The 20,479-nt window shown below is 69.1% G+C and carries 21 protein-coding genes; 14 read left to right on the top strand and 7 right to left on the bottom strand.

The window, feature by feature from the left end; genetic code table 11:
- Window position 1 precedes the first annotated feature (1 nt).
- From MNO14_RS09580 to MNO14_RS09560, 5 genes are read left to right on the top strand one after another with little or no spacing between them, the layout of a single operon-like run.
- The gene (locus MNO14_RS09580; RefSeq protein WP_241943536.1) at window positions 2-2,098 is read left to right on the top strand and encodes a glycoside hydrolase family 36 protein; all 2,097 of its coding nucleotides are present in this window, start codon (window positions 2-4) and stop codon (window positions 2,096-2,098) included.
- Complete coding sequence (locus MNO14_RS09575) at window positions 2,095-3,006, top strand: DMT family transporter (RefSeq protein ID WP_241943535.1); 912 nt, start codon at window positions 2,095-2,097, stop codon at window positions 3,004-3,006. The genes MNO14_RS09580 and MNO14_RS09575 overlap by 4 nt, the downstream gene beginning before the upstream one ends.
- Before the next feature lie 28 nt (window positions 3,007-3,034).
- Window positions 3,035-4,324: a D-tagatose-bisphosphate aldolase, class II, non-catalytic subunit gene (locus MNO14_RS09570; RefSeq protein ID WP_241943534.1), complete on the top strand. Its 1,290-nt coding sequence runs from the start codon at window positions 3,035-3,037 to the stop codon at window positions 4,322-4,324.
- A complete protein-coding gene (locus tag MNO14_RS09565; RefSeq protein WP_241943533.1) occupies window positions 4,311-5,471 on the top strand; it encodes an SIS domain-containing protein in 1,161 nt (386 codons plus the stop codon). The genes MNO14_RS09570 and MNO14_RS09565 overlap by 14 nt, the downstream gene beginning before the upstream one ends.
- The gene (locus tag MNO14_RS09560; RefSeq protein ID WP_241943532.1) at window positions 5,468-6,433 is read left to right on the top strand and encodes a BadF/BadG/BcrA/BcrD ATPase family protein; all 966 of its coding nucleotides are present in this window, start codon (window positions 5,468-5,470) and stop codon (window positions 6,431-6,433) included. The genes MNO14_RS09565 and MNO14_RS09560 overlap by 4 nt, the downstream gene beginning before the upstream one ends.
- 39 nt (window positions 6,434-6,472) lie before the next feature.
- Here MNO14_RS09560 and MNO14_RS09555 read toward each other — a convergent pair whose 3' ends face one another.
- A complete protein-coding gene (locus tag MNO14_RS09555) occupies window positions 6,473-7,300 on the bottom strand; it encodes a plasmid replication/partition related protein (protein WP_241943531.1) in 828 nt (275 codons plus the stop codon).
- A 158-nt stretch (window positions 7,301-7,458) separates the two neighbouring features.
- On the opposite strand from MNO14_RS09555, the gene MNO14_RS09550 reads away from it, so the two are divergent.
- Window positions 7,459-8,742 (top strand): acyltransferase, encoded by a 1,284-nt coding sequence (locus MNO14_RS09550; RefSeq protein WP_241943530.1) that lies wholly within the window; start codon window positions 7,459-7,461, stop codon window positions 8,740-8,742.
- 7 nt (window positions 8,743-8,749) lie between these two features.
- Here MNO14_RS09550 and MNO14_RS09545 read toward each other — a convergent pair whose 3' ends face one another.
- Together MNO14_RS09545 and MNO14_RS09540 are read right to left on the bottom strand one after the other, a co-directional pair.
- Entirely contained in the window at window positions 8,750-9,721 is a 972-nt protein-coding gene (locus MNO14_RS09545) for a DMT family transporter (protein WP_241943529.1), read from the bottom strand.
- Between the two features lie 76 nt (window positions 9,722-9,797).
- Window positions 9,798-10,541, bottom strand: a complete 744-nt coding sequence (locus MNO14_RS09540) for an AraC family transcriptional regulator (RefSeq protein WP_241943528.1) — start codon at window positions 10,539-10,541, stop codon at window positions 9,798-9,800.
- A 241-nt stretch (window positions 10,542-10,782) separates the two neighbouring features.
- On the opposite strand from MNO14_RS09540, the gene MNO14_RS09535 reads away from it, so the two are divergent.
- Window positions 10,783-11,463, top strand: coding sequence for a DUF4142 domain-containing protein (locus MNO14_RS09535; RefSeq protein WP_241943527.1), 681 nt, complete (start codon window positions 10,783-10,785; stop codon window positions 11,461-11,463).
- A gap of 242 nt (window positions 11,464-11,705) precedes the next feature.
- Here the strand turns inward: MNO14_RS09535 and MNO14_RS09530 are convergent, their stop codons facing one another.
- Window positions 11,706-12,266, bottom strand: a complete 561-nt coding sequence (locus tag MNO14_RS09530; protein WP_241943526.1) for a DUF488 domain-containing protein — start codon at window positions 12,264-12,266, stop codon at window positions 11,706-11,708.
- A gap of 225 nt (window positions 12,267-12,491) precedes the next feature.
- Here MNO14_RS09530 and MNO14_RS09525 point away from each other — a divergent pair, with 225 nt between their 5' ends.
- Window positions 12,492-13,367, top strand: a complete 876-nt coding sequence (locus tag MNO14_RS09525; RefSeq protein ID WP_241943525.1) for an aldo/keto reductase family oxidoreductase — start codon at window positions 12,492-12,494, stop codon at window positions 13,365-13,367.
- Between the two features lie 22 nt (window positions 13,368-13,389).
- On the opposite strand, the gene MNO14_RS09520 is transcribed toward MNO14_RS09525, so the two are convergent.
- The 3 genes from MNO14_RS09520 to MNO14_RS09510 form a co-directional block, all read right to left on the bottom strand.
- Window positions 13,390-13,860: a YaiI/YqxD family protein gene (locus MNO14_RS09520; protein ID WP_241943524.1), complete on the bottom strand. Its 471-nt coding sequence runs from the start codon at window positions 13,858-13,860 to the stop codon at window positions 13,390-13,392.
- Window positions 13,857-13,997 carry a hypothetical protein gene (locus tag MNO14_RS09515; protein ID WP_241943523.1) on the bottom strand — a complete coding sequence of 47 codons (141 nt, stop codon included), beginning with the start codon at window positions 13,995-13,997 and terminating at the stop codon, window positions 13,857-13,859. Before MNO14_RS09515 ends, MNO14_RS09520 begins: the two co-directional genes overlap by 4 nt.
- Before the next feature lie 123 nt (window positions 13,998-14,120).
- Window positions 14,121-16,454 (bottom strand): prolyl oligopeptidase family serine peptidase, encoded by a 2,334-nt coding sequence (locus MNO14_RS09510; RefSeq protein WP_241943522.1) that lies wholly within the window; start codon window positions 16,452-16,454, stop codon window positions 14,121-14,123.
- Window positions 16,455-16,551: 97 nt separating this feature from the next.
- On the opposite strand from MNO14_RS09510, the gene MNO14_RS09505 reads away from it, so the two are divergent.
- From MNO14_RS09505 to MNO14_RS09480, 6 genes are all read left to right on the top strand, one after another.
- The gene (locus MNO14_RS09505) at window positions 16,552-16,740 is read left to right on the top strand and encodes a hypothetical protein (RefSeq protein WP_241943521.1); all 189 of its coding nucleotides are present in this window, start codon (window positions 16,552-16,554) and stop codon (window positions 16,738-16,740) included.
- Window positions 16,741-16,819: 79 nt separating this feature from the next.
- A complete protein-coding gene (ccoN, locus tag MNO14_RS09500; protein ID WP_241943520.1) occupies window positions 16,820-18,298 on the top strand; it encodes a cytochrome-c oxidase, cbb3-type subunit I in 1,479 nt (492 codons plus the stop codon).
- On the top strand, window positions 18,295-18,930 hold the full coding sequence (ccoO, locus tag MNO14_RS09495; protein WP_241943519.1) for a cytochrome-c oxidase, cbb3-type subunit II: 636 nt from the start codon (window positions 18,295-18,297) through the stop codon (window positions 18,928-18,930). The genes ccoN and ccoO overlap by 4 nt, the downstream gene beginning before the upstream one ends.
- Complete coding sequence (locus MNO14_RS09490) at window positions 18,927-19,067, top strand: CcoQ/FixQ family Cbb3-type cytochrome c oxidase assembly chaperone (protein ID WP_241943518.1); 141 nt, start codon at window positions 18,927-18,929, stop codon at window positions 19,065-19,067. Before ccoO ends, MNO14_RS09490 begins: the two co-directional genes overlap by 4 nt.
- Window positions 19,064-20,005, top strand: coding sequence for a cytochrome-c oxidase, cbb3-type subunit III (ccoP, locus tag MNO14_RS09485; protein WP_241943517.1), 942 nt, complete (start codon window positions 19,064-19,066; stop codon window positions 20,003-20,005). The genes MNO14_RS09490 and ccoP overlap by 4 nt, the downstream gene beginning before the upstream one ends.
- A complete protein-coding gene (locus MNO14_RS09480) occupies window positions 20,002-20,298 on the top strand; it encodes a hypothetical protein (protein WP_241943516.1) in 297 nt (98 codons plus the stop codon). The genes ccoP and MNO14_RS09480 overlap by 4 nt, the downstream gene beginning before the upstream one ends.
- Window positions 20,299-20,479: the final 181 nt, after the last annotated feature.

Genomic DNA, 20,479 nt, shown 5'->3' with positions numbered 1-20,479 from the left:
CATGCTGCCCGTCCGACGTCGTACCGTGCTCAAGCTCGTCTCCGGCACCGCGGCCTATGCCGCTGCACTGCCGCTGGTCCAGGCCGCCACACCAGCCACCGCCGCAGAGGTCCGCGCACTCGCGCACGACAGCCTGTTATCGCTCGAGTTCGATGCGGCGTTGCGCAGCCGGGTGCTGGCGCGCGGTGAGCCGATCACCGGCTTCGACGCCAGCGAGGCCCTGCTGCTCGCCGACGGCAGCGCGATCGAACAGTTCGCGTTCGTCGACGAGCGGGTGGAGCGGGTCCGCAGTGGACGCCATGGCCCGGGGCGGCGGCACGTGGTGCGCGGCCGCTCGGCGCAAGGCATCGAAAAGACGGTGGAACTGAGCTTCCATGAACGCCATCCGGGGCTGGCGGTGCTGCGCACGCGCTACCGCAATGGCGGCCAGACGCCGCTGGAGGTCGCCGGTTGGCGCAACGCGGCGCATGCGATGGCCGACGCCGGTGACGGCTTCTGGAGTTTCTCGGGTGCCACGCACACCGACCGTCGCGACTGGGTGCAGCCGTTGACCGAGGGTTTCGCGCAGCGCAATACGCTGGCGATGGATTCCTCGGACTACGGCGGCGGCACGCCGGTCGCCAACATCTGGCGCCGGGACATCGGGCTGGCGGTGGGGCATGTCGAGCCCAAGCCGCGGCTGCTCGACCTGCCGGTGGTGCGCAATGCCGATGGCGGGGCGCAGATCGCGATCGAAAGCACGCGCGCCGCCACGCTGGCGCCAGGCGAGACGCTGGAGAGCGACCGCTGCTTTGTGGCCGTCCACACCGGCGATTACTTCGGCGTGCTGCAGCACTACAGCCGCTGGATGGCCGACGAAGGCATCGCGGCGCCGGAGGTGCCGGCCTCGGCGTTCGCGCCGATCTGGTGCGCCTGGGGCTATGAGCGCGACTTCACCACCGAGCAGGTGCTGGGCACGTTGCCGAAGGTGAAGGAACTGGGCCTGGAGTGGGTGGTGCTTGACGACGGTTGGCAGACCAACGAGGGCGACTGGCAGATCGACACGCGCAAGTTCCCGCGCGGCGAGGCGGACATGATCGCCTTCGTGCAGGCGATCAAGGCCCAGGGCCTGCGCCCGCGGCTGTGGCTGGCGCCGCTGGCCGCCGATCCGGGCAGCGAAGTGCTCTACCGCCACACCGACATGTTGCTGCTCGACCGTGATGGCGCCAGCCAGAACGTGACCTGGTGGAACGCCTTCACCCAGTGCCCGGGCTATCAGCCGACGGTCGATTTCTACGTCGCGCTGGTGACCAAGATCATCGGCGAATGGGGTTTCGAGGGCCTCAAACTTGACGGCCAGCATCTCAATGCGGTCGCGCCCTGCTACAACCCTGCGCACCACCACGCCGACCCGATGGAGTCGTGCGAAGGGGTCGCGACGTTCTGGCAGGCGATCTACGACGCCGCGCACGCGGCCAACCCCGATGCGGTGGTCGAACTGTGTCCCTGCGGCACCGCGTTCGCGTTCCACAATCTGCCGGCGACCGACCAGTACCCCTCGTCCGATCCGCTGTCGTCGTGGCAGGTGCGCCACAAGGGCAAGACGATCAAGGCGTTGATCGGCAAGCGCGGCAGCTACGCCGGCGACCACGTCGAACTGGCGGACGGCGGCGCGGATTTCGCGTCCAGCGTCGGCATCGGCGCGGTGATCTCGACCAAGTTCACATGGCCGGCGGACATCCCCGAGCCGAAGCTCGACATGCCGCCGGGCGGGCTGGTGCTGGGCGCCGACAAGGAAGCCTTGTGGCGCAAGTGGATCGACCTGTATCGCGCGCACATGCTGCCCCAGGGCGACTATCTGGGCACGCTGTACGACATCGGCTTCGACCGGCCGGAGACGCATGTCATCGGCAAGGACGGCGCGCTGTACTACGCATTTTACGCCGAGCGCTGGGACGGCCCGCTGCAACTGCGTGGGCTCGGCCGGGGCCGCTATCGGGTGCATAACCTGTTCGACGGGACTGACCTTGGCACGGTCGACGCACGCAGCGACACGCTGGCCTCGGTACCGTTCGAGACCTTCGCGCTGCTGCAGGCCACGCCGGACGGCGCGGCATGAGCGCGGTCGCCGCAGCGGTGCCCGGTGGTCGCGCCTGGCTGGGCTTTGCGATGGCCACGGTGGTGCTGTGGGGCGTGTGGGGCGCGCTGTCGGGCCTGACCGCCAGCCCCGCATTTCCCGAAACGCTGGTGTACTGCGTGTGGGCGCTGACGATGGTGCCGCCGGCGCTGTTCGTGCTGTGGCGCAACGGCTGGCGTGTGGACCGCAGTCCACGGGCGATCGTCTACGGGCTGCTGATCGGCCTGCTCGGTGCCGGCGGCCAGATGCTGCTGTTCAAGGCGCTGGCCGGCGGGCCGGCGTACTTCATCTTCCCGATCATCTCGCTGTCGCCGGTGATCACGATCGCGCTGTCGTTCACGCTGCTGCGCGAGCGCACCACACGGGTCGGTGCGATCGGCGTGGTGCTGGCGTTGCTGGCGCTGCCGTTGCTGGATCTGTCGCTGGGCAGCGCGGAAGGCGAGGGTGTGGGTTGGTTCGTGCTGTCGCTGCTGATCATGCTCGCCTGGGGCGTGCAGGCCTATTTCATGAAGCGCGCCAACACCGTGGTGCGCGCCGAGAGCATCTTCTTCTACATGATGATCGGCGCTCTGGCGCTGGTCCCGGTGGCCTGGCGGATGACCGACTTCGGCCAGCCGATCGCCACCGGCCTGCAGGGGCCGTGGTTGGTCGCTGCGATCCAGGTGCTCAATGCGATCGGCGCGTTGTGCCTGGTCTATGCCTTCCGCTACGGCAAGGCGATCGTCGTCGCGCCGTTGACCAATGCCGGCGGCCCTTTGATCACCGCCGCGCTGTCGTTGCTGCTGGCCGGCGTGGTGCCCGGGCCGTTGAAGCTGGTGGGGCTGGCGATGGCACTGGTCGCCTCGGTGCTGTTGGCGCTCGAGCCCGAACGCCCGACCTCGACCGACTGACGCACTTTCCGACGACACGAGGACCGCGATGCACGCCCTGCTCGAGTTGGTCGCCCGCCACACGCGTGGCGACGCCGCCGGCATCCCCTCCATCTGTTGCGCCCATCCCCTGGTGCTGGAAGCCGCGCTGCGCCATGCCCGGCGCCACGCCCTGCCGCTGGTGCTGGTCGAGGCGACCTGCAACCAGGTCAACCAGGATGGCGGCTATACCGGCATGACCCCGGCCGACTTCGTCGCCTTCGTCGGCGACATCGCGCGCAAGGTCGGCGTCGACCCGGCGCGCATCGCGCTCGGCGGCGACCACCTGGGCCCCAATCCCTGGACCGCGCTCGAGGCCGAGGCGGCGATGGCCAAGGCCGAAACGATGGTCGCCGCCTACGTCGCCGCGGGCTTCCGCAAGCTCCACCTCGACTGCTCGATGGCCTGCGCCGACGATCCGGTGCCGCTGCCCGAGGCGACGATCGTCGAACGCGCGGTGCGGCTGTGCCGCGCGGCCGAGGCCGCGCATGCCCAGGCCGGCGGCGAGCCGCCGGTCTATGTGATCGGCACCGAAGTGCCGGTGCCCGGCGGCGCGACCGAGGCCATCGAGGGCCTGGCGGTGACCGCGCCCGAGGCCGCGCTGGCGACGATCGAAGCCCACCGCGACGCGTTCGCGGCCGCCGGCCTGCAGGCCGCGTGGACGCGGGTGATCGCCTCGGTGGTGCAGCCGGGCGTGGAGTTCGACCACCACCAGGTCATCGACTACGTGCCGGCGGCCGCGCGCGCGCTCAGCGCCGCGATCGAACAGGTCAAGGGCCTGGTGTTCGAGGCGCATTCGACCGACTACCAGACCCCGGACGCGCTGGCCGCGCTGGTGCGCGATCACTTCGCGATCCTCAAGGTCGGTCCCGGCCTGACCTTCGCGCTGCGCGAGGCGCTGTGGGCGCTCGATGCGATCGAGCGCGAGTGGATCGCGCCGGACCGGCGTGCGCAGCTGCGCGAGACCGCCCTGGCGCGGATGCGCGCCGAGCCCGGCCACTGGCAGCGCTACTACCACGCCCAGGGCGAGGCGCTGACGATCGACCTGCAGTACAGCTTGAGCGACCGCATCCGCTACTACTGGCCGGACCCGGCGATCGAGGCGGCCTGCCAGCAGTTGTTCGCCAACCTGCGCCAGAGCCCGCCGCCGATGCCGCTGGTCGGCCAATACCTGCCGCAGGCGCTGCGTGCGCTGCGCGCCGACCGCGCCCCGCTCGATCCCGCCGCCCTCGTGATGGCCCACATCGCCATCGCTCTCGACGACTACCACCATGCCTGCGTCCCCGATGCCCAGCCCTGACATTCTCGGCCTGCCCGAATCCGACCTGGCCGCCAGCGGCGCGCTGTGGACCGCGCGCGAAATCGAGCAGCAGCCGCGCATGCTCGTGCGCACCCATGCGCTGGTCGCGCAGATGGCCGAGTCGCTTGCGGCCTTTATCGCGCCGGTGTCGGGCGACCCGACGGCGCGGGTGATCCTGACCGGCGCCGGCACCTCGGCCTATATCGGTGAATGCCTGGCGCCGTGGCTCGACCGCAGCCTCGCTGCGCGCGTCGATGCGGTGCCCACGACCGATCTGGTCAGCGCGCCGCAGCTGTACCTCGATCCGGAGCGCCCGCTGCTGCTGGTGTCGTTCGGGCGTTCGGGCAACAGCCCCGAGAGCGTTGCGGCGGTGAAACTGGCCGAGGCGCTGGTCGGCGACGTGCGCCATCTGGTGGTGACCTGCAACGCCGACGGCGCGCTGGGCCGGGTCGCGGTGCGGCAGTCGATGACGTTGCTGCTGCCGCCCGAAACCCACGATGTGAGCTTCGCGATGACCTCGAGCTTCAGTTGCATGATGCTCGCGACGCTGGCCGCGCTGAGCGGGCCGCACACACTGGCGACGCGCGTGCCCGCGATCGCCGCCGCCACCGAGGGCGTACTGCAGCAGGCGCGCGGACTGACCCAGGAGCTGGCGCTGTGCGGGTTCGAGCGTGTGGTGTATCTGGGCAGCGCGCTGTTCAAAGGCCTGGCGCGCGAGGCCGCGCTCAAGCTGGGCGAACTGAGCAACGGCGCCATCGCAACCTGCTTCGAATCGCCGATGGGCTTCCGCCACGGCCCCAAGACCTTCGTCACCGCGCGCACGCTGGTGGTGGTGTTCGTGTCCAACGACCCGCTGACCCGGCGCTACGATCTCGACCTGCTCGACGAACTGCGCGGCGACGGCGTGGCCGCACGCGTGATCGAAGTCACCGCCGCCGCGCCGCATGGGCCAGCGCGCGATGCGGTGTGCGTGGCCGGGCTCGAACGCGCCCACGATCTCGACCTGCTATGGCCCTATGTCGCCGTGGCGCAGTTGTTCGCCTTCCACGCCTCGCGAGCGCTGGGCGTGCGGCCCGACAGCCCGAACGCACAGGGCACGGTGAACCGGGTCGTCCAGGGCGTGCGCCTGTACCCGCTGGTGCCATGAGCGGCGCGTCCTACTACCTGGGTGTCGATGGCGGCGGCACCAAGACCCGCTTCGTGCTGCTCGATGCCGAAGGCGGCGTACACGCCGAGGTCCAGCGCGGCACCGCCTACCACCCGCAGATCGGGCTCGACGGCGTACGTGCGCTGCTCGCCGACGGCATCGACGCGGTCACCCGGCAGGCACAGGCGACACCGCGCCAGATCGCCTACGCGTTTTTCGGGCTGCCGGCGCACGGCGAAGACGACGCGGCCACGCCGCAGCTCGATGCGATGCCTGAAGCGCTGCTCGGCCATCAGCGCTATCGCTGTGGCAACGACATGGTCTGCGGTTGGGCGGGATCGCTGGCCTGCGCGGACGGCATCAACATCGTCGCGGGCACCGGCTCGATCGCCTACGGCCAGCGGCAGGGGCGCGAGGCGCGGGCCGGCGGCTGGGGCGAGGTGTTCTCCGACGAGGGGTCGGCGTACTGGATCGCGGTCCAGGGCCTCAACGCGTTCTCGCGTATGAGCGACGGCCGGCTGCCGCGCGGGCCCTTGCATGCGGCGCTGCGTGCGCATTTCGATCTCGTCGATGACCTCGATCTGTGCGCGCGGATCTACGGTCCGCAGGCGTTGACGCGCGACCGGATCGCGCAGCTGTCGTTGCAGGTCGCCCAGGCGGCCGAGGCTGGCGACGAGGCGGCGCGCGCGATCTTTGAGCGGGCGGGGCAGGAACTGGCGGCGATCGTCCATGCCGTGCGCCGCGCCCTCGGTTTCGGCGACGCCGCCCGGGTGCCGGTGACCTGCTCGGGCGGTGCCTTCGGTGCGGGCACGTTGCTGCAGGCACCGCTGGCGGCGGCCTTGCAGGCGACCGGGGGCGACTTCGAGCTGCGTGCGCCGTGCTACGCGCCGCACCACGGCGCGGCGCTGTATGCGATGCGGTTGGCCGGGCATCCGCTGCCCGGTGCGATCGCGGCCGCCTGAGCAGGCGGCCGCAAAGCGCGTCGGCGCCGGCCGCGGCGCTCAGCTGCGCAGGCGCAGCAACTGCGCCTGCAGCGTCTCGACCTGGGCGCGCAGTTGCGCGTTCTCGCGTTCGAGCGCATCGACGCGCCGCTGCAGTGCACGCGCATCGGGAGCGTCGCCCTCGGCGGTCTCGCCGTCCTCGCCTTCGCGGGGCGTGCGCGGACGCTTCTTCGCATCGCGCGCGCGCTTGGCGGCCTGCTTGAGTTCGGCCTTGCCGGCTTGCGCTGCGCTGCGTTGCTCGTCCTCGGGCAGGCTGGCGACCGCGGCGGCGGCGCTGATCGAGATCTCGCCGGCCTTCAGCGCTTCGACCACCTCGGGCGTCGCCTGGGCGTGGATGCGCTCGATCATCATGACCTGGTTGGCGCTGAGCCTGGCTTCGCGCGCCAGATCGGCGCGGGTGGCGGGTACGGGCGTGTCGTCCCACGGTGGACGGTCGTCGTCCTGGGGCGCGGCGGCTTCGTCATCGTCGCTCGCAGGCGGCGGCGATTCGAGCCGGGCCTGCTGGCGCGCCTCCAGGATCGTGCGCTTGCGCAGCGCGAGCACGCCGCGCTGGTAGTCCGACACGCTGCGTCGGCCCAGGTGCTGCTCGATCATCCACAGATGGACATCGTCCATCGACTTGAAACGGGTGTTCTGCACCGTCTCGAATGGGATGCCGTGCTTCTGGCAGATGCCATAGCGGTTATGGCCGTCGACGAGCACGTTGCCCCACAGCACCAGGGCATCGCGGCAGCCCTCTGTGAGCAGACTGCGCTCCAACGCCTCGTGCTCGTCGGGCGTCAGCGGATCGATGTAGGCCTTCAGGGCGTCGACGACGACGATGTTCATGCAGCTCCGGGGGCGACGAGGGGCGCGCATTGTAGGCGGCGTGCCCGGCGCCGGGCACCGGTCGCCTCCGCGCGGGCGGTGCGTGGCCGGCGTGACGCCTCGCGCCGCGGTGCCCGGGTATGCTCGTCTGCGTACCGAGCCCAGGATCTGCGCCGCCGATGACGCCGTCTTCCCGTGACCCGTACCCGGATGCGCTGCGCGCTGGCGCCTTGCTACTGGTCGTGTTCGGGCACTGGATCGCGACCTTGCCGCGCATGGTCGACGGCGTGCTGGTCGACACCGAGCATCTGCTCGCGGCCTGGGATGCGGCCGGTTGGCTGACCTGGATCGTGCAGGTCGTGCCGCTGTTCGTGTTCGTCTCGGCGGCGGTCAGTGCCGACAGCGTGGCCCGGCGGGCGGAGCAAGGCGCGCAGGTGCAATGGTGGGCAGGCCGGGCGCTGGGGCTGGCGCGGCCGACGTTGACCTACCTGGTGGTGCTCGCCGCGATCGCGGCGCTGTCGTGGCTGTCGGGCGGTCATCTGTTGGCGGTATTCGATGGCTCGCTGACGATCCACCTGTGGTTCCTGCTGATGCTGCTGACTGTGCAGGCGCTGCTGCCCTGGAGTCTGCGCCTGGATGCGCGTCTGGGCCTGCGCGCGGTCGCAGCGCTGGTCGTGGTGGCCGGCGTTCTCGACATGGTCCGCGCCGGGGCGACATCGACCGGTGCGCTGCGCACACTCGGTCAGCTGGCGACCGAGCGGCCTGCCGGCATCGCCTGGCTCAATATGCTGGTGGTGTGGCTGATTCCGCAGCAGTTGGGTATCGCGTGGAAGCGCGGGCGCTTCCGCGGCCCGGCGACCGGTGCCGGTCTGCTGCTGCTCGGCGCGGTCTGGCTGGCGCTGGCGATCGCCGCCGGCTATCCGGTCGCGATGGTAGGCGTGACGCTGGCCGGTAACAACATGTTGCCGCCCACGCTGGCGCTGATCGGGGTGATGTGGCTGCAGGTGGGCCTGGTGCTGCTGTGCGAGCCGCTGGCGCGGCGGGTGCTCGCAGGCCGCGCGTCGGCGAAGGCGATCGCGGTGCTCGGCGCGCTCGGCATGCCGTTGTACCTGTGGCACAAGCTCGCCGAGCTGCCGGCCGCCTGGCTGGGTGAGCGGCTGGGCTTGCCGATCGACGCCGGACTGCCCGGCGCTCCGGGCTTCTGGCTCGGGCGCGCAGGCTGGATCGCGCTGTGCGTGACGATGGTCGCGCCGCTGATCGCACTGGTCGTGCGTTTCGAGCTGCGGCGCGACCGCGATGTGGCGGCGACCGATCGGCGCGTCGATGTGATGCTCGGCGGCGTGGCGCTGTATGTCGGTCTGGGCGCTGCGCTGGCGCTGGGCGCGTGGCCGGGGGCCGCGATCGGGGTGGTCGCGGTCGCCCTGGCATCGTGGCGCCTACGGCGGCGCGGCGACCGGCATTAAGGACGGCTCAGCGGGCGGGCGCGTCGCTGATCGCGGCCGGCGGCGCCCGATGCGCGGCGAGGCACGTGACCACGCTCAGCGCCACCAGCACGAAGGCGATGGCTTCCAGCAGCGTGGGCAGGCGGCGTTCCCAGACGAAGCCGTAGAGCAGGGCGAACAGCGTCTCGAACAGGATCATCTGCCCGACCAGGGTCAGCGACAGCAGCCGGCTCATGCGGTTCCACAGTGCGTTGCCGACCATCGACGCCAGCAAGGCCACGCCGGCCGACACGCCGATCAGCAATGCCCAGGCCGAGGGTGGCTGCGGTACGCGGGGCAGGGCCCACGCCAACGGCAGCAGCAGCGCGGTCAAACCGCAGGTGACCACGCCGATGAGCAGGTTCCACTCGTGGACCGAGACGTGCTGTAGCCGGGTCAGCCAGCGTGCATTGCTTACCGCAAAGCACGTCCACGCGGCCAGCGCGCCGACGCCGCACGCCAGCCCGAGCAGTTGCCGCCCGATCGTTTCCGCCGCTGGCATCAACAGCGCCTGCCCGCCGATGCACAACACCCCGGCTGCGGCCAGCAGCAACGACGGCGTGAGCCGACGCAGCGGTACTGCGCCGCGGTCGCGGCTGCCGACCAGGGTGACGGCGACCGGCAGAAAGCCGATCACCAGCGAGGTCATCGCGATGCCGCCCAACTGCACCGCGCTCGCGAGCAGCAGGTAATAGAGGACGTTGCCGGTGAACGCCAGCCCCACCAACCCGCGCCATTCCCTGCGCCCGAGCAGGCCGACCAGCCGGGTCCAGTGCGGTGCGATGAGCAGGATCGAGAATAGGCCGTAGAACAGGTAGCGGCCGATGGTCAGGTCCAACGGCCTGAAGTCGCGCACCAGGGCCGGCGCCAGGAAGACCAGGCCCCACAGCGCGCCGGCGCCGACGCCGCAGGTGACGCCGGTGAGGGTGTCGTGTCGCGGGCGCGTGTGCATCGTGTCCATGCGCCGCACGATAGGTGCGATCGACAGTGCCGTCTTGACCCGGTCTCGCGTGGCTCTGGGCCGGGACTCGCGTCTTTCAGCCGCGCGTCTGCCGGCGGAGTTGCGCGGGCGTCTGGTCGTCTGCGCGCCGCATCGCACGGGTCAGCGCGCTCTGATCGGCGTAACCGCAGCAGTAGGCGATCTCGGCGATCGGCAACGCGGTCCGCACGAGCAGGTCGCGGGCCCGCGCGAGCCGCAGGGCCGACAACCAGGCGCGTGGCGTGGTGCCCAGTTCCTGCTGGAACAGCGCGTGCAGACGACTGGCGCTCACGCCGACCTGCGCGGCCATCGTCTCGGCGGTCCATCCGCGCGCCGGCTGCGCCTCGATCTTTGCCAGCAGCGGCGCGAGCCGGGCTTGCGACGGCGCCGGCGCGCCGAGCAAGGTGTCGAGCAGCAGCGGGAGCCATAACCGGAGCCGGTGCGCGGACACGCCGCTGCGCAGCGTCAGCGCTTCCATGTAGTCGATGAGGCTGCGGGCTTCAGCGGTCAGCGCGACATAGGGCCGACGCGCCAGACAGTCGGCGATGCGCGGGTCGAGCTCACCGGCGTGCAGGTCGAGGATGATCGAGCGATTCGCGGCATCGCTGATCTGGTCGTGCCGGGCGCCGACCTCGACAAAGGCGCCGAGATTGCGGTCGAGCCGCGCCCCGGCCCCGGCGATGTCCATGTGCAGCCAGCCGTCGAGCGGCAGCACGAGTTGTGCGAAGTCGTGGCGATCGACCTGGCTGTTCGCGCCATAGGAGCGGATGGCGATTGGCAGGGGCGGGGCGGGCTGGGCCATGGCGAGACGATGCTAGCCCAGGCGATGCCGCCATGCAGGGCCGGGGCGTGCATCGTGGCAAGAACCGCGCGGGCGATGCGAGCGTAAGGCCTGCGCGCTGCGTTGACCGTGCGGCGCGAGATGAACAGGGGCGAGGCACGCGGGTGCGAAGAAAGTGCCGTGGCGATGGCGCGCGGCTTCACCGTCTACGGCGGGCGCGGCGTCCAGTCTCGCGTTTCCTGTCCTCTCACGGAGTGCGACCATGAATCTTCGTCCGACCCTGTTGGTGGCTTCGCTCGCGTTTGCCCTGTCGGCATGCGGCGAGCGCACCGACGATCATCGGCCCGCCGCCACACCAGAGACGCCGTCCGCCGCCGTACCACCCGCCGAGGGCCACGTGGCCAGTGGCACCGTTCCTGCCGATACGATGACCCCGGGCGCGGCCCAAACCGGCGCTGCGGGTGCGTTGGCACCGGCGGATCGCAAGGCGTTGCTCGCGGTGATCGAGGTCGATCGCCACGAGATCGCAGCTGCCCAGGACGCGCTGAAGAAGGGCGTCGGCGAGCGCGCGCGTGCGTACGCCGATCAACTGCGCACCGACCATGAGCGCAGCATGCAGGCCACTGAGGCGCTGCTCGACGGCACAAGCGGGACCGCAGGGGCATCGCCGCAGGCCGCGGACTCCGACGACCCGGCGCTGGCCGCGGAACGTCGCCAGCACGACACCGAGCGTCAGCGTTTGGACGGGCTCAGCGGCGAGGCCTTCGAGGCCGCGTGGATCGACGCGATGGTCAAGGGCCATCAGGCCGCGCTGGACAAGCTCGATCGCGAGCTGATCCCGCAGGCCAGCGCGGCGGACGTGCGCAGCCACCTGGAGCGCACGCGCAAGACGATCGCCGGCCACCTCGAGCAGGCCCAGGCGCTGCAGAAACCCGCGTCCTGAGCCGGATTCACAGAGGCGAGTTTGGGGGCGATGCGTGCGTCGCTCCCGCGCCAACCCTCCCCATCAGGGGCGCAATGCCCTTTGGGCGGGGAGGGCGCTTGCGAACACGTCGCTACGGTGCCGATTGCGGAGATAAGGACTGGCAAGTCCGGGGATGACCTCCTCCGAGTGCGAGGCCGGAATGACCTCCCCCGCCTGCGGGTGAGGTCGGCGCGACTGGCGCGCCGCGTGGGGGCGAGGCTTTACGTTTCTCGCCCGAACAAGTCGTCCTGCGGCGGCTCTGGCGCGCTGTAATCCAGTCGTCCGTCGACGATGCGCGCGGCCGCGGTCCAGGGATGCGGCTGCGATTTGCCCGGTCCCATCAGATGCACGACCTCCCAGCCGCGGGCCTTGAAGTCGTCGGCAATCAGACTGCGATGGCAACTCCACCACATCGCTTCGGCGCACATGCAGGCGGTGCGTTGCGCATGCGCCAGGTCCATCAGCCGTGCGCGTGCCTGGGCGTACTCGGCGGTGTCCATGTAGTCGGCGTAGCCGCGGAAACCCGCGTTGCGCCAGGCCGTATGCGGCGAGTCGCGTACGGCCTGACGACGACCGCCCAGTTCGGGCATCGGCACGAAGTCGATGCCTGCCTCGGGCAGGCTGTGCAGGAGCGACTGCGCGGAAAAATGCGGATGGCGGCGCGAGCCAGGATGGCGACGGACGTCGACCAGCGCGGTGATGCCATCGGCGCGCAACATGGCGATGAAGACCTCGATCGGCCGTGTCGAATGGCCGATCGTCCACAACCGGGGCGTGTGCATGCAGGCAGGCTAGCGCCTCCGGTGTCGAGGCCGTGCTTGACTCACCGGTCCGTCTCCCCGCCAGGCGAAAGGGCAGACGCCTTCCCGCGCCATGACCGAACCGGCGGACTCTCGTGCCGGCGCTGGTGCTGCACGACTTGCCCGAACGGCTGTATCGCCAGCGCTATCCGGTCGCCGAGCACGTCCAGCGGCGCATACTGGCGCCTTCCGACCCGAGCGCGCCGCATGTCCCCGATCGACAACGTTGGTACCTTCCGCCTGGGCGATCGCCGCGTGAAGCGGCTGGGCTATGGCGCGATGCAGCTCGCCGGCCCGGGGGTGTTCGGACCGCCGAAGGATCACGCTGCCGCCCTTGCGGTGCTGCGTGAGGCGGTCGCCCTGGGCGTCGACCACATCGACACCAGCGATTTCTACGGCCCGCATGTGACCAATCGGCTCATCCGTGAGGCGCTGCATCCGTATGCAAACGATCTGACGATCGTGACCAAGATCGGCGCCCGTCGCGGCGACGACGCCTCCTGGCTGCCCGCGTTCTCGGCCGATGCACTGACCCAGGCCGTGCACGACAACCTGCGCAATCTCGGCCTCGACGTGCTGGACGTGGTCAACCTCAGGATCATGCTGTCCGCGCACGGCCCGGCGGAAGGCTCGATCGAGGCACCGCTTGCGGTGTTGGCCGAGCTGCAGCGGCAAGGCTTGGTGCGGCACATCGGCCTGAGCAACGTCACTGCGACCCAGGTGGCGCAGGCGCGCGGGATGGTCGAGGTGGTGTGCGTGCAGAACCTGTACAACATCGCGCACCGTGACGACGACGCGCTGATCGACACGTTGGCCGCCGACGGCATCGCCTACGTGCCGTTCTTCCCGCTGGGCGGATTCACCCCGCTGCAGTCCTCGACGCTGTCGGCGGTTGCCGATGAGTTGGGCGCGACGCCGATGCAGGTCGCGCTGGCCTGGCTGCTGCGCCGCGCGCCCAATCTGCTGTTGATTCCCGGCACCTCATCGCTCGCGCATCTGCGCGAGAACCTGGCCGCCGCGGATCTGGTGCTGCCGGCGGCTGCGGTCGCCACCCTCGACGGCATCGCGGACGCTTCGGTGTAACGCATCAGGGGGGGGGGGCCGGTCAGCGCCGTCTGGCCAGCCATCGGTCGAGCTGGCCGGCGAACGCCTGGCGGTCGCGGGCGTGGAACGCGGTGGGCCCGCCGGTCTGCACGCCGGCGCCGCGCAGTTCGTCCATGAAGTCGCGGATCGACAGCCGCTCGGCGATGCTGTCGGACGTGAACGGCTGGCCGCGCGGGTCGATGGCCTGCGCGCCCAGCGCGAGCACACGGGCGGCCAGCGGGATGTCCTGGGTCACCACCAGATCGCCGGCCGTGACGCGGGCGACGATGGCATCGTCAGCGGCATCGGGGCCGCCTTCGACCTGAAGCGCGCGCACGTGGCGCGAGGATGGGGTGCGCAGCCACTGGTTGGCGACCAGCGTGACCGCGATCTGCGCGCGGTCGGCGGCGCGGAACAGGATCTCCTTGACCGGGCCCGGGCAGGCGTCGGCATCGACCCAGATCCGCGCGGGATCCGCGGCCGGCGGGGTCACTCGGCGGCGTCGGGCGTGGCCGGCGTGTCGCTGCGGGTCGCGTCGCGCTCAGCGCGCTTCTTGGCGTCCTTCTCGTCTTTCTTCTTCTTGGCGAGTTCGCGCTGGCGTTTTTCGAACGAGTAATTGGGCTTTGCCATGGGGCCTTCGTGGTTGGAGGAGCCCCCAGTGTACCGCCCCACCCAAAACCGGGTCCCAGAACCGGGGTCAGAGTGCATTTCTCGATCACCGAGAAGTGCACTCTGACCCCGGTTTTGGCTGGCTCAATTCAGGTCGACATCCGACGGGGGCTCTATGCCTTGCAGGTGTTCCACGAAGTGATCCCAGAGCCGCCGGGTGTAGTAGGTGTCCGTGCGGAAGAAGTCGTGGGTCCGGTTGGGCAGATAGAGCAGGTCGAACCGCTTGTTCTCTTGGATCAGTGCGGCCGCCAGTTGAAGCGTCAGGGCCGGATAGGCGCTCTCGTCCAGATCCCCGTAGGCCAGCAAAAGACGCCCACGCAGCCTGTGCGCCAGGTGGGCGTTATCCAGATGCTGATAGTGATCGGCCGCTGTCCCGTCCGTTGCCAGCCCCAGCAGGTGCTCCATGCCATAAAGACCTTGGTAGTTATGCGGACCGGCGGATGCCGCGGCGACCTTGAAGAAATCGGGGCGGGTCAGGAGCGAACGCGCCGCCACGTAGCCACCAAACGAGTGACCGTAGACGCCCACTCTGTCGAGATCGAAGCCGCCAAACTGTTCAGCAAGTTGACGGATGACCGCCACATGGTCCTCGATCGCGGGCCCGATGAAGTCGCCGTAGCCCACGTCGGTGAAGGCGCGTGAGCGCCCCCGCGTGCCGCGCGCATCGATGGTCACCACGATGAAGCCCAACTCTGCCAGGCTCGCGCGCGATACCGGGTTGAATGTCGAGACGGCTTCTTGATAGCTGCGCGGCGCGTTCAGCGTCCAGGGGCCGCCGTACGTGGCATGGATGACCGGATAGCGACTTTCCGGCGAGAAGCCCGGCGGTAGCCACACTGTGGCATACAGTTCGGTCACGCCGTCCGCGGCGAGGGCGGAGACACGCCGAGGTGCGCGCCAACCGGCGGCCTGGACGGCCTCAGTGTCGGCGACCTCAAGAGGCATGATGATCTCGCCATCGTCGGCCCTGCGCAGGACCGTGACTGGCGGAGTGTCGACCGTGGACCAACTGTCGATGAACACCGAGAAGTCCGCCGAGAAGGCGCGTCTTCCAGGACTCGGAGGCAGCAGCGTGGCGCTAGGCGTGGGGATGTCGTGTTCGGCATCTTCCGGTGTCAGCAGCACGGGCTCGCCGCCGTCCAGCGGGACGCGGTAGAGGTGGCGGAGGTAGGGATCGCGGCCAGGCTCGCGGCCGGTGCCGGTTACGAACGCCACACGATGACGATGATCGACCTCAATCAGGTCGCGCACGGCCCAGTCGCCGTGCGTCAATGCCCGTTTGTGGCGTCCGGTGCCCAGATCGTAAAGGTGCAGGTGCCCCCAACCATCGCGTTCGGAGAACCAGATCGCTTCGCCACTGTCTTCGAGAATCCGGACGTTCGGCGGCATGAAGGGCATGCTGTGCGGTAGCAGGCTGGTCCGTGGGGCGGTTTCCTCGATGATGCGCCGGACGCGTGCCGAGACGAGGTCGATCTCCACCAGTGCCATCGATTTCCATCCCGCGGTATGCGCGATGCGCCAGGTTCTGCGGGCATCGCGGGACCATCCCAGATCCGCATCGTGTAGACGCCATCCCTCGCCGAGATCGATGACGCGCTTTTGCCCGGTGGCCACGTCGATGACGAAGACCTCCTGTGCGGGTGGGGCTTCGCCGAGCAGCGCAAGGCGCAGCGTGTGGAGCTTGGGACGGACGCTGCCGTCGCGGGGAACCGATTCGAGGAAGGGGTAAGGCGTGACAGGGCGCTCGTCGAGACGAATCCCGAACACGCGAGCGCCGTCAGGCGTCCAGGCGACGCCCACTGGTACGGGCGCCGGTGTCGCAAGCGCGCGTTGCGACGCATCCGGCAGTTTGCCGTATGCGTAATGGGCGACACCGTCCTGCGTCAGCCTGCGCGCACCGGTGGCCTCGCGAAGCATCAGATCGTGTCCGGCGATGTAAAGCGTACGCTCGCCGGAGGGCGAGGGCAGCTCGTTGATCGGCAACGCATCCCGAAGCGTGCATCGCGGCAAATCGAGCAGCCAACACTCAGCCAGGCGGCCATCGTCGAGTTCGGCCTGCACCCGGTCCCCAGCCGGCGCGATGTCCACGACGGTGTAGCGCACCGGTGCTCCGTTCGATGCAGCCATGGCGGCATCCAGATTGCGGGTATCGAAGGCAGGCTCGGATGTGCGCGCTTCAGGATCGACGATGCGGTACTCGATCCCGCCCTGCGCATCCCGGCGGTACCAGAAGCGGCGGGAGCCCTCGATCCAGTGCGCGGTGACCGAGCCGTTGCGGACGGCGCCTGCCAAGGTTGCATCGAGCACCTGGGCGGCCCTGACGTAGTTGTCGGCGACCGAGGGGGCCTGGGGCGCCGCGGAGAAGGCCGGAAGCGGAATCAGTAGCGCAAGCGCAATCCGCGCGGTGAAGGACCTCATGCGATTGAACCTCCCTATTCTCGGCATTGGCATGGCCAGCCGGCATACGCCGCCCGGGTAGAAGCCCATTGTGTGCTGAACAGCGTCGGCAGTGCCCATGTTCCGAGACGCCGCCGGGACCCATCAGCGGCAGGGCCCTCTCCAGATCCTCGGTTTCTGGGCAGGTGCGCTGATCGGTCGCAGCCCGGCGGCGCGGGCAGCGCCGGCAAACGAAAGATCGACGCTCTATTTGGACGCGTTCATGTTCGCCGGTCAGCGCGGCATGGTGGAACGGCACATTGCCTAAGGGGGCACCTTGATTCAGATCAAGGTGGAGCGGCATCACGGGCGCCTAACATTCCTCTATCCAAGAAAGGGGGCGGCGAATGCACGCCATCACTGAAACCTATAACGACAAAGTAGTCCGCCAGTTCGCGGTGATGACCGTGGTCTGGGGCATCGTGGGCATGCTGGTGGGGGTGATCATCGCCGCCCAGCTCTACGCGCCTGCGCTGAATTTCGAGATTCCGTGGCTGAGCTACGGCCGTCTGCGCCCGCTGCACACCAACGCGGTGATCTTCGCGTTCGGCGGCTGCGCGCTGTTCGCGACCAGTCTGCACGTGGTGCAGCGCACCTGCCATGTGCGGTTGCTGTCCGACAAGCTCGCCGCCTTCGTGTTCTGGGGCTGGCAGGCGGTCATCGTCGCCGCGGCGATCACCCTGCCGCTGGGCCTGACCCAGGGCAAGGAGTACGCCGAGCTCGAGTGGCCGATCGACCTGTTGATCACCGTGGTCTGGGTCGCCTACGCGGTGCTCTACCTGGGCACGATCGCCAAGCGCCGGGTCAAGCACATCTATGTGGCGAACTGGTTCTTCGCGGCGTTCATCATCGCCGTGGCACTGCTGCACATCGTCAACAACATCGCGATCCCGGTCGGTCCGCTGAAGTCCTACTCGGTCTACAGCGGCGCGGTCGATGCGATGGTGCAGTGGTGGTACGGCCACAACGCGGTCGGCTTCTTCCTGACCGCCGGCTTCCTGGGCATGATGTACTACTACGTGCCCAAGCAGGCCGGCCGCCCGATCTACTCCTACCGGCTGTCGATCGTGCACTTCTGGGCGCTGATCGCGGTCTACATGTGGGCCGGCCCGCACCATCTGCAGTACACCGCGCTGCCGGACTGGGCGCAGTCGCTGGGCATGGTGTTCTCGCTGATCCTGCTGGCCCCCAGCTGGGGCGGTGCGATCAACGGCGTGATGACGCTCTCGGGCGTGTGGCACAAGCTGCGGACCGATCCGATCCTCAAGTTCCTGATCGTCGCGATCTCGTTCTACATGATCGCCACGTTCGAGGGGCCGATGATGTCGATCAAGACGGTCAACTCGCTCTCGCACTACACCGACTGGACCGTGGGCCACGTGCACGCCGGTGCGCTGGGTTGGGTGGCGATGATCTCGATCGGCTCGATCTACGCGCTGATGCCGCGCCTGCTGGGTCTCAAAGAGATGTACTCGACCAAGTGGATCGACCTGCATTTCTGGCTGCACACCGTGGGCGTGGTGCTCTACATCGCCTCGATGTGGATCGCCGGCGTCATGCAGGGCCTGATGTGGCGCGCCACCAATGAGGACGGCACGCTGACCTACAGCTTCGTCGAAGGCCTCAACGCGACCTATCCGTACTACCTGGTGCGTCTGCTGGGCGGCATCGTCGTCCTGTCGGGCATGCTGCTGATGGCCTACAACTTCTGGAAGACCTACCGTCAGAGTCAGGTCGTCACGGCCGACCAGCCGGTGCTTCCGCCCGACATCTCCCACCCCCCCGCACCGGTGGCCGCGCAGGTCTCCGCAGGAGGCCAGGCATGAGCGGCGAGAACAAGAACGCACACGAGAAGGTCGAGAAGAACGTCGGCCTGATGGCGGTGCTGATCGCGGTGGCGGTGTCGTTCGGCGGTCTGGCCGAGATCGTGCCGCTGATGTACCAGGCCGAGGCGATCGAGCCGCTGCCGGGGGTGGAACCGTACCCGGCGCTGGAGCTGGCCGGACGCGACGTCTACGTCCGCGAGGGCTGCTACAACTGCCACTCACAGATGGTGCGCACGCTGCGCTTCGAGTCCGAGCGCTACGGGCACTACTCGCTGGCCGGTGAGTCGGTCTACGACCGGCCCTTCCAGTGGGGCAGCAAGCGGACCGGGCCGGATCTGGCCCGCGTCGGTGGCCGCTACTCCGACGACTGGCACCGGGTGCATCTGAACAACCCGCGCGACGTGGTGCCCGAGTCGAACATGCCGGCGTACTCGTGGCTGGCCAAGGCCACGCTCGACGGCGAACAGGTCAGCCGTCGCATGCGCGCGCTGCAGCGCCTCGGCGATCCCTACTCCGACGAGCAGGTGGCGCAGGCCGCCGAGGACGTGTCGGGCAAGACCGAACTCGATGCCGTGGTCGCCTACTTGCAGGGCCTCGGCCGCCACGCTCCCAAGGGAGGGGACAGCCAATGATTTCCGGAATCGTCACCGCGATCCTGCTGCTGTGCTTCATCAGCGGCTGGGTCTGGGCGTGGAGCCCGAAGCGCAAAACCGAATTCGAGGCAGCCGCGCAACTGCCGCTGGACGATGACGAGGAGCAGGGGGCATGAGCAACGCTTGGTCGTGGTATGTCATCGCCATCGTGGCGCTGAACATCGTCGGCTGCGTCTGGCTGCTGATCTGGACGTCGCGGCGCCGCCCCGGCGACCCGAAGCCCGATGACACCAGCCATGTCTGGGACGGCGACATCACCGAGTACAACAAGCCGTTGCCCAAGTGGTGGATCAACCTGTTCTACCTGACGGTGGTGTTCGCGATCGGCTACCTGATCTGGTATCCGGGCCTGGGCAATTTCGCAGGCACCAGCGGCTGGACCTCGGCGCGCGAGCACGATGCCGACAAGGCCCGTCGTGATGCACAGCTCGAGGAGACCTTCGGTGCATTCGCCGGCAAGCCCCTGCCACAGTTGGCCGGCGACCCGCGGGCGATGGAACTGGGCCGTTCGATCTTCGCCAACACCTGTGCGGCCTGCCACGGCTCGACTGCGCAAGGCGCATCCGGTTATCCGAACCTGACCGATGATGTCTGGAACTGGGGCGGTGAGCCGGAGCGCATCCTGGAAACGGTACTCGATGGCCGCCAGGGCATCATGCCGCCGCTGGGGTCGGTGCTGGCCGGGATCGGCGGCGATGTCGCGGTGACCCAGACGGCCGCCTACGTGCGGGCGCTGCGTTCGCCGGATCTGGAGCAGACGCTGAGCACAGACTACATGGCGGCGCGCGGCGAGCAGCACTTCCAGGGCCTGTGCGTGGCCTGCCATGGCGTCGACGGCAAGGGCAACCAGGCGTTGGGCGCCCCGAACCTCACGGCGCGCAACACCCTGTATCCGAACACGCTCGAGAGCATCCGCCAGACGATCAACGAAGGGCGGCACGGGGTCATGCCCGCGCACCGCGACCTGCTGGGCGAGACCCGCTCGCGCCTGGTTGCGGCCTATGTCTGGTCGTTGTCCAATCAGCCGGCAGCGGACACCACGGCACGCCAATGACGGACTTTACGGAACCGCGCTTCGACCACCCGCCACGTCCGCTGGCGCAGCGGGTGGGCGCGATTCTGTGGCCGAGCTTCTTCGCGGCGGGCGTGTGCACCATGGTGTTCTTCGCCCTCGTCGATCCCCTCGCGCTTCGCGACATGACCTTCCCCGATCTGCCGCTGTCGCGTGAGTTGGGATACACCCTCGGGTTCTTCATGTTCTGGCTGGCGACTGCGGCTTCCAGCCTGTTCACTTGGATCCTTCTGCGGCCTGCGAGCCGCTTCAACCGACCGTTGTCGCCGGACTGAGCCGGCGGCCGCCATCGGCGTAGCGCGGCGTTGTCCGCGCTGCGACACCGGGTCGCATTCCGACGCCCTGAACCAGGCGGACAATAGCGCTCATACCGAACGCGCACGTCGGTCGCACCTCCATCGGTAGCCAGATGAATCGCATCCAGCCCAAGTTCTCCTCGTCCATCGTCCTGCATCC

The organism is Luteimonas sp. S4-F44 (assembly GCF_022637415.1).
Classification (GTDB): Bacteria; Pseudomonadota; Gammaproteobacteria; order Xanthomonadales; family Xanthomonadaceae; genus Luteimonas.
The sequence above is the reverse complement of the archived record's forward strand: the minus strand, read 5'-3'. Positions and strand labels throughout refer to the sequence as shown.

Excerpts from the sequence above, each read along its gene's own strand:
- MNO14_RS09580 (WP_241943536.1), top strand. The coding sequence starts at position 2 with ATGCTGCCCGTCCGACGTCGTACCGTGCTCAAGCTCGTCTCCGGCACC.
- MNO14_RS09575 (WP_241943535.1), top strand. The coding sequence starts at position 2,095 with ATGAGCGCGGTCGCCGCAGCGGTGCCCGGTGGTCGCGCCTGGCTGGGC.
- MNO14_RS09570 (WP_241943534.1), top strand. The coding sequence starts at position 3,035 with ATGCACGCCCTGCTCGAGTTGGTCGCCCGCCACACGCGTGGCGACGCC.
- MNO14_RS09565 (WP_241943533.1), top strand. The coding sequence starts at position 4,311 with ATGCCCAGCCCTGACATTCTCGGCCTGCCCGAATCCGACCTGGCCGCC.
- MNO14_RS09560 (WP_241943532.1), top strand. The coding sequence starts at position 5,468 with ATGAGCGGCGCGTCCTACTACCTGGGTGTCGATGGCGGCGGCACCAAG.
- MNO14_RS09555 (WP_241943531.1), bottom strand. The coding sequence starts at position 7,300 with ATGAACATCGTCGTCGTCGACGCCCTGAAGGCCTACATCGATCCGCTG.
- MNO14_RS09550 (WP_241943530.1), top strand. The coding sequence starts at position 7,459 with ATGACGCCGTCTTCCCGTGACCCGTACCCGGATGCGCTGCGCGCTGGC.
- MNO14_RS09545 (WP_241943529.1), bottom strand. The coding sequence starts at position 9,721 with ATGGACACGATGCACACGCGCCCGCGACACGACACCCTCACCGGCGTC.
- MNO14_RS09540 (WP_241943528.1), bottom strand. The coding sequence starts at position 10,541 with ATGGCCCAGCCCGCCCCGCCCCTGCCAATCGCCATCCGCTCCTATGGC.
- MNO14_RS09535 (WP_241943527.1), top strand. The coding sequence starts at position 10,783 with ATGAATCTTCGTCCGACCCTGTTGGTGGCTTCGCTCGCGTTTGCCCTG.
- MNO14_RS09530 (WP_241943526.1), bottom strand. The coding sequence starts at position 12,266 with ATGCACACGCCCCGGTTGTGGACGATCGGCCATTCGACACGGCCGATC.
- MNO14_RS09525 (WP_241943525.1), top strand. The coding sequence starts at position 12,492 with ATGTCCCCGATCGACAACGTTGGTACCTTCCGCCTGGGCGATCGCCGC.
- MNO14_RS09515 (WP_241943523.1), bottom strand. The coding sequence starts at position 13,997 with ATGGCAAAGCCCAATTACTCGTTCGAAAAACGCCAGCGCGAACTCGCC.
- MNO14_RS09510 (WP_241943522.1), bottom strand. The coding sequence starts at position 16,454 with ATGAGGTCCTTCACCGCGCGGATTGCGCTTGCGCTACTGATTCCGCTT.
- MNO14_RS09505 (WP_241943521.1), top strand. The coding sequence starts at position 16,552 with ATGTTCCGAGACGCCGCCGGGACCCATCAGCGGCAGGGCCCTCTCCAG.
- ccoN (WP_241943520.1), top strand. The coding sequence starts at position 16,820 with ATGCACGCCATCACTGAAACCTATAACGACAAAGTAGTCCGCCAGTTC.
- ccoO (WP_241943519.1), top strand. The coding sequence starts at position 18,295 with ATGAGCGGCGAGAACAAGAACGCACACGAGAAGGTCGAGAAGAACGTC.
- MNO14_RS09490 (WP_241943518.1), top strand. The coding sequence starts at position 18,927 with ATGATTTCCGGAATCGTCACCGCGATCCTGCTGCTGTGCTTCATCAGC.
- ccoP (WP_241943517.1), top strand. The coding sequence starts at position 19,064 with ATGAGCAACGCTTGGTCGTGGTATGTCATCGCCATCGTGGCGCTGAAC.
- MNO14_RS09480 (WP_241943516.1), top strand. The coding sequence starts at position 20,002 with ATGACGGACTTTACGGAACCGCGCTTCGACCACCCGCCACGTCCGCTG.